This window comes from Croceicoccus hydrothermalis (genome assembly GCF_022378335.1).
GTDB lineage: Bacteria > Pseudomonadota > Alphaproteobacteria > Sphingomonadales > Sphingomonadaceae > Croceicoccus > Croceicoccus hydrothermalis.
Window position 1 is genome coordinate 1 of sequence record NZ_JAIQCI010000047.1, and the last position, 6,034, is coordinate 6,034.

The 6,034-nt window shown below is 63.6% G+C and carries 6 protein-coding genes; 3 read left to right on the forward strand and 3 right to left on the reverse strand.

Annotation, left to right across the window (positions count from 1 at the left end):
* Positions 1–105: 105 nt before the first annotated feature.
* Positions 106–555 carry a Crp/Fnr family transcriptional regulator gene (locus K4G67_RS16035; RefSeq protein WP_239807275.1) on the forward strand — a complete coding sequence of 150 codons (450 nt, stop codon included), beginning with the start codon at positions 106–108 and terminating at the stop codon, positions 553–555.
* Here the strand turns inward: K4G67_RS16035 and K4G67_RS16040 are convergent.
* Complete coding sequence (locus tag K4G67_RS16040) at positions 492–1,571, reverse strand: glycosyltransferase family 4 protein (RefSeq protein WP_239807276.1); 1,080 nt, start codon at positions 1,569–1,571, stop codon at positions 492–494. The two genes, K4G67_RS16035 and K4G67_RS16040, sit on opposite strands and share 64 nt — an antisense overlap.
* 80 nt (positions 1,572–1,651) lie before the next feature.
* On the opposite strand from K4G67_RS16040, the gene K4G67_RS16045 reads away from it, so the two are divergent.
* Positions 1,652–3,694: an HAD-IIB family hydrolase gene (locus K4G67_RS16045; protein ID WP_239807277.1), complete on the forward strand. Its 2,043-nt coding sequence runs from the start codon at positions 1,652–1,654 to the stop codon at positions 3,692–3,694.
* Positions 3,691–4,578, forward strand: a complete 888-nt coding sequence (locus tag K4G67_RS16050) for a glycosyltransferase family 2 protein (RefSeq protein ID WP_239807278.1) — start codon at positions 3,691–3,693, stop codon at positions 4,576–4,578. The genes K4G67_RS16045 and K4G67_RS16050 overlap by 4 nt, the downstream gene beginning before the upstream one ends.
* Here K4G67_RS16050 and K4G67_RS16055 read toward each other — a convergent pair.
* Both K4G67_RS16055 and K4G67_RS16060 read right to left on the reverse strand, forming a co-directional pair.
* Complete coding sequence (locus K4G67_RS16055; RefSeq protein ID WP_239807279.1) at positions 4,571–5,674, reverse strand: glycosyltransferase; 1,104 nt, start codon at positions 5,672–5,674, stop codon at positions 4,571–4,573. The two genes, K4G67_RS16050 and K4G67_RS16055, sit on opposite strands and share 8 nt — an antisense overlap.
* Entirely contained in the window at positions 5,671–5,916 is a 246-nt protein-coding gene (locus K4G67_RS16060; protein WP_239807280.1) for a hypothetical protein, read from the reverse strand. The genes K4G67_RS16055 and K4G67_RS16060 overlap by 4 nt, the downstream gene beginning before the upstream one ends.
* Positions 5,917–6,034: the final 118 nt, after the last annotated feature.

A 6,034-nucleotide genomic window follows, 5' to 3' on the forward strand; every position in this document is an offset into this window, starting at 1 on the left:
GACAAGTGCCCCGACAACTATCTCGCCGCCGTCAAGCTCATCTGTGCACGCATCTGGTGCGCCGCGTTATGAGTCTACGGCCTAGGGCGCGTTCACCTTGCTGAGGTGCCGCATTCGGCCATTGCCAAGCTGCTCGAGCGCTCAACTCATCTCGCTCGCGCGCTGTGGTTCTCCACCTTGCTGGATGCGGCCATGCACCGCGAATGGATCTTCCGGCTCGGACGGCTCGATGCAGAAGGGCGGATCGCGCACCTCGTTTGCGAGATCATCGAACGGCTCAAGTTCGTCGACCTGTATGACGGTCGCAATTTGCCGGTACCATTGCTGCAGCGCGACTATGCGGAGGCATGCGGTATCACACCGGTCCATGCCAATCGCCGCTTTCGTATCCTGAAGGAACGCGGCGTGCTGGAACCGCATGGCGAAGGACGGATCGAGATCCTGGACGAGGCCGAACTGAAACGGCTCGGCGAGTTTTGCGGCGACTATCTCTATGGCGAAGGAATGCTGGCACTGGACTCTTTCGAGGACCGGGACGAGCAGGCTTCGCGGTAAAGCGCCAGCGTCTCGCGCGCCATTCGCTGCGCGGAGAACCGTTCTTCGAACCGGCGCCGAATAGCCGAGCGGTCCAGCTGTAGCACCTCGTCCATCCTATCGATTGCTTCGGCAACGCTATCGACGACGATACCTGTCACCCCGTCCTCGATCACTTCGGGTACGCTGCCCTGCCGCCACGCTATGACCGGCGTCCCGCATGCCATCGCCTCGATCATCACCAAGCCGAAAGGTTCGGGCCAGTCGATGGGAAATACCAGCGCGGCTGCCTTGCCCAGAAAGCCCTGCTTCTGCGCATCGTCGACACTCCCGACATGCCTGATCCGATTGTCCAGTGCGGGCAGGACGACTTCGTCGAAATACCCGGGGTTGCCCGGATCGACGGGACCGGCGAGGCGCAAGTCCCGGCCGGTTGCGCGCGCGAGGTCTATCGCGCGATCCGGCCGCTTCTGGTCCGTCATCCGCCCGAGGAATGCGAGGTAGCCCCCCGATCCATCGCCCGCCCGATATCGCTCCGTAGGCATCCCGTGATGCACCACGCCTGCCAAGTTGCCAGCTGGCACTGCCCCTGCCTGCGCATTCGAGATCGCGATGATCCGCTCATGCGGGAATGCGCGAAAATGCTCGACGTGATCCGGCTCGTCGGCGCGCCAGTGGATCGTGCGGAGCGCCGGGATGCCGAGCGCGCTGGCGGCAGCGCTCGCATGGGCTGAGCCGTGCAGATGAACGACATCGTGCCCTCCGCCATGGGTCAGCACGTCGCGCAGCAATTGCGCCTCCAGAACGGCGGGCAGGCCCGGCGGGGCGGAACCCCCTTGCTGCTCGTGCCAGGATAGCGAATGGTAGTCGCCCACGTGCCACACATCCGGAAGCGTGCAATCGGCCGGGCCGAACAAGGTGACCTCGTGACCGTCCTCGACCTGCGCGGCGGCAATGTCCGCGATGACCCGCTCGGTTCCGCCGTAAGTGACGGGCGGGACCGGGTGAATAACAGGCGCGACGTGGGCTATACGCATGAAAGCAACATTTATCACCTTGATTGTCAGGAACTTGGAACAGCCACGCGCATAGGTACCCGCAGATCCGGAGCCCGTCGATGTTTGTTTGTCATGTTGCCCTTCAGGGCTGTCTCACACTGTCCGGTGTCCCTTATGGCATCAACGCGGACACCGGTGGCCACATCACCTATCTGCTGGAACTGGCCTGCGCGAGTGCGCGCGATCCGGCCATCGACCGTATAGACATCATTACCCGCGGTTTTGCCGACGCGAAGCTGGGCATGCGGTTCGATGCGCAATGTGCAGAGGCGCAAGGCAAGATACGGCTCGTCCGGCTGGATGATGGCGACCCGTCATACTTACCCAAAGAAGCCCTGCACGAGCGACACGGAGAGCTGTGCGAGGCGTTTCTCGCTTACCTGAACGATCTCGATCGCAAGCCCGACATCATCCATGCCCATTATGCCGATGCCGGCATCCTGGCCCGCAAGGCGAAGGAAGAGCTCGGTATCCCCTACGTCTTCACCGGCCACTCGCTTGGCGCGGTCAAGCGCGAAGTCAATGGCGGTGCCGACGCCAGCCTGCATACGCGGATAGCTGTCGAAGAGCGGGCACTGGCTCTCGCTGACGCCGTAATAGCAAGCTCGCGCGACGAGGCGGAAGCACAATACGCTCACTACGACAGCATCGAAGCGGGTCGCATCCGCGTGATCCCGCCGGGATGCGACCTGACTCGGTTCGAAAGCGCGCAACCCACCGACAAGGTGCGGGCGGATCTGGCGCATTTCCTGCGCGATCCGGCCAAGCCGATTCTGCTCGCCATCGCCCGGCCAGTTCGCAAGAAGAACCTGCTGGGTCTGGTAGAGGCCTACGCCGGTGACCCGAAGTTGCAGGACTCCGCCAACCTGGTGGTCGTCGCAGGCTGCCGCTCCCTGCTCGGCGATCTGGAAACGGAATGCCGCGAGGTGGTGCAGGAGCTGATCGAGGCGGTCGACCGACACGATCTATACGGCAAGGTCGCCTATCCCAAGCATCACGACCCCGCCGACATCCCGGCCTATTATGCCCTGGCGCGCGAGAGCGGTGGCGTATTCGTGAACCCCGCCCTCAACGAACCTTTTGGCCTGACGCTGCTGGAAGCGGCCGCGTCGCGCCTGCCGGTGGTCGCCACGGACAGCGGCGGCCCGAACGATATCGTGGAACGGTGCAGCAACGGCGAACTCGTTTGCCCGCGCGATCCGCAGGCGATTGCCACCGCTTGCCGGGACATCGTGACGGACAGGCGCAAGTGGGTACGCTACGCCACTGCGGGTGTGAAAGCCGTTGCAGCCTACGACTGGACAGCTCACCGCGACCAGTATCATCGCCTTCTGCATGAGTTGACCGGCCCGCTGGAACGAGCACCGCACTGGGACCGGATCCTGATCTGCGATATCGACAACACCCTGTTGGGCGATCGGGAAGCCTTGCACGAATTCCTCACCTGGCAAGCGGAACAGTCGGGCCATATCGCCCTCGGCATCGCGACGGGGCGCAGTTTCCATAGCGCGCAAGCAATCCTTGCGGCGGAAGGCGTACCGACACCCGACTTCATCATCAGCAGCGTGGGCACCCGCATCCACTGGTATGACCGGGACGAACGCTGTTTCTCGGAAGACGAAGGCTGGCGACGCCGGGTGGAAAACGCCTGGCAGGAGAATACGGTTCGCGAAGTTACAGAGACACTCGGGCTGAGGCAGCAGGCTTTGCTGGAACAGCACAGTGGCAAAGCCAGCTTCTTCATAGACCAGCATGATCCCGAAGACATCCGCCGCGCGTTCCGGAAAGCTGGCATGCGCGTGGAGATCGTGGCCAGCCATGGTCGGTATCTGGACATCCTGTCCGAAGGTGCCGGCAAGGGGCCGGCGGTCGTCCATGTGGCGGATGAGCTCTCGCTGACCCAGTCGCGTGTCGTCGTCGCAGGCGACAGCGGGAATGACGTGACCATGCTGCGCGCCTGTCCATTCCCGATCGTGGTCGGCAATGCGAGCGACGGGTTGGCGCAGGATCCGTCGCTGTCCCATGCCTATTTGGCGAAAGGGTGCTATGCTGCCGGCGTGCTGGAAGGCGTCCGGCACTACCAGGCGCGAGGCAGCTGGTGAGTACCTATCGATCCGTTTCGGTGCTTACGCTGGTGCGCGGACGCCAGCAACATCTCGATCATCTGATTGCAGGACTCGAGGCTCAGACCTTCCCGCCAGACGAACTCGTTGTCGCCTACATGCAGGACGAACCGCCGCAGATCGAAACCGACGGACGCTTGCTCGTCCGCTGCGTGCAGGTACCGGGAGAACCCATGCCGCTCGCCGCCGCGCGAAACCGTGCTGCGGAACTGGCGGAGGGCGATGTTCTGGCCTTCCTCGACGTCGATTGCATTCCCGATCCGGAATTCGTGCGCCGCGCGGCGGAAGCGCATGTGCACGATGGCAAGGGCATGTTCCTCCCCGAAGTGCGTTACCTGCCCGGCCACGACGACGGCTGGCTCACGTCTGACGGGGCGCCGGATTACTACCTGCTGGCCAGCACCGGCGTGCGCCATCCCAGCAAGCGGCCCTTGGACGATACCTCCTTCGATCCGATCGCGGATTTCGGTGAATTGTGGGGGCTGGCTTTCATCATGTCCTCCGAGACCTGGGCTGCGGCTGGCGGAATGGACGAGGATTACATCGGCTACGGTGCCGAAGAGACGGACCTTGGCCAGCGGCTGAAGCGTGCAGGCGCGCGCATGTACTGGCTTGGTGGGACGATCTGCTTCCACCAGCACCACCACGTCCACAAACCGCCCTTGCAGCATTTCAATACCATCATCCGCAACGCCCGGCTCTATCGAAGCCGCTGGGGCGAGTGGTGCATGCAGTACTGGCTGGACGATTTCGAGCGGCGCGGACTGGTAAAGCGGTCCGAAACACGCCTCGAAATCATGCGTCAGCCGACGGCGAGCGAAATTGCGGAGACTCGGCAGGGTGCTGACGTGCTGTTCAGCTGACCGCCCACAGGCGGGTAGCCTGTTCCTCCAGCCAGTGCGCGGCCTTCCGCGCGGCATCATCGTCATGCAGCGATGCAAGAACGCCGGCATCCAGCGCGTCGGTCTCCGATAGCGCGCGCTGCCATTCGGGGATCGAGGCGGGCCAGGTCTCCCGGTAAGTCGCCGCGCCAAGGCGCTCCAGCTCTCTCGCCTTGGCTTGCTGCTCGTCGAAATACCGCCATTCGGGGATGCACAGGAACGGCTTGGCCGCCCGGGCGATTTCGTGGACCGTATTGTCGCCGGCCGAAGCGATCACGCGATCAGCAGCGCACAGATAATAGGTCAGATTGTCGATCCAGCCCAGCTCTTGCAGATTTCCGAAATCGGTTTCGTGCCCTTCGCGGTGCACCGGTCCGGCGACCAGCCATTGCGTTTCCGGCTCCGCGCGCGCGGCGACCGTGAGCGGGGCGTAAGGCGTACCCGATCCTCCGCCACCGGCGATTACCAGCGTCATGGTCCTGTCTTCGGGCAAGCCGAGCTTGGCGCGTGCCTCCCCTTTTTCGAGCAGTGGCGCGCGGGTAGTGCACAGACCGCCCGTGTAGAATGTGCGCTCGCGAAGGCGCGGCGGGTAGCTAGCCTGCTCCATCCGCTCGTCGAACGGGGCCAGCATGGCGACACAGGCTTCGTAGCCCGCGACATGACCGACATCCTCACGGTCACCATGCATCCTGATAGTCACGGCCGGCACACTCATGATGCGCGACAACAGGGCGATCTCCGCCGAAACGTCGATGACGAACAGCGCCGGGTCGGCCTTCCGCAGCGTTTCTGCAATCGACCCCATGTGCTGGCGCATTTCCTCCACGCCGAGCGGGACGCAGTGCATCACCTCCGGCGTCGGCTGGTCGTGCAGCGCCGGACTGCGCGAGGGCGCACCGATCATGTTCGGCAGCTTGACCATGGTCGCATCGCGCGGCCGGTTGTCGAACTGCGAGGGCGCTGCCGTCATGATCGTGACCGGCCGATCGTCCGGGATGTGTTCGAGGATAGCCATGATCCGGTTGGCATGACCGCGGCCCTGATGGTGCGCGAAAAAGGCCAGTGGGCGCTTGTTCATTCCTGTTCCTTCGATTCCGCCTGCCGGCCACTATCCCGCGCTGGATTGACGATCCGGCCGGCAGTCCAGTTTTCGCTGAGCCGAACCTTGGGATTGGGGGCACACCAGATTTCGCCGGTCGCATCGATCGCGGTGACCCAGATAAGATTGTGCTCCATCCCGTAGTCGATGACCGCAAAGGCGAGCCCGGCGCCGCGATCGATGACGTGCACGGGAAGCGGGGGGTTCAGCTGGGTGAACATGTCAGGGGTTCCATCTCCCTGAAGGAGGGCTGCCTCTAGCCCGTCCTATTCATGAGGCTACCGCTTCGTGTTGTTCGGACGGCGATGTGGCGGTGCCTGATTGATCAAGGCGCACGCC

Excerpts from the sequence above, each read along its gene's own strand:
- K4G67_RS16040 (WP_239807276.1), bottom strand. The coding sequence starts at position 1,571 with ATGCGTATAGCCCACGTCGCGCCTGTTATTCACCCGGTCCCGCCCGTC.
- K4G67_RS16045 (WP_239807277.1), top strand. The coding sequence starts at position 1,652 with ATGTTTGTTTGTCATGTTGCCCTTCAGGGCTGTCTCACACTGTCCGGT.
- K4G67_RS16055 (WP_239807279.1), bottom strand. The coding sequence starts at position 5,674 with ATGAACAAGCGCCCACTGGCCTTTTTCGCGCACCATCAGGGCCGCGGT.
- K4G67_RS16060 (WP_239807280.1), bottom strand. The coding sequence starts at position 5,916 with ATGTTCACCCAGCTGAACCCCCCGCTTCCCGTGCACGTCATCGATCGC.